Origin of the sequence: Mesorhizobium sp. M1D.F.Ca.ET.231.01.1.1, assembly GCF_003999155.2 — a bacterium.
GTDB lineage: Bacteria > Pseudomonadota > Alphaproteobacteria > Rhizobiales > Rhizobiaceae > Mesorhizobium.
Genome location: NZ_RZOZ02000268.1, coordinates 1 through 287 on the forward strand (window position 1 = coordinate 1; position 287 = coordinate 287).

At 63.4% G+C, this 287-nt stretch carries 1 protein-coding gene; it reads left to right on the forward strand.

Annotation, left to right across the window (positions count from 1 at the left end; translation table 11 throughout):
- A partial coding sequence (locus tag EN874_RS33250; RefSeq protein ID WP_135884751.1) for an FAD-dependent oxidoreductase occupies nt 1–287 on the forward strand: 287 nt, incomplete at both ends.

Sequence of the window (287 nt, forward strand, 5' to 3'; positions counted from 1 at the left end):
CGGCGCTTATACCACGCCGAATTTCAATTATTTCCGCCGCAGGATCATCTCCGTCGGCAGCTTCATCATCGCAACGCGGCCGTTGAGCGAGGCCGAGATCGCCGCGACCATGCCGGGCAACCGGACATGCGTGACCTCGATGAACATCGGCAACTACTTCCGGCTCTCGCCGGACAAGCGCCTGATCTTCGGCGGTCGCGCGCGCTTCTCGGCGACCTCCGACCAACGTTCCGACGCCAAGAGCGGACAAATATTGCGGGCGAGCCTCGCCGCGATCTTCCCGCAGC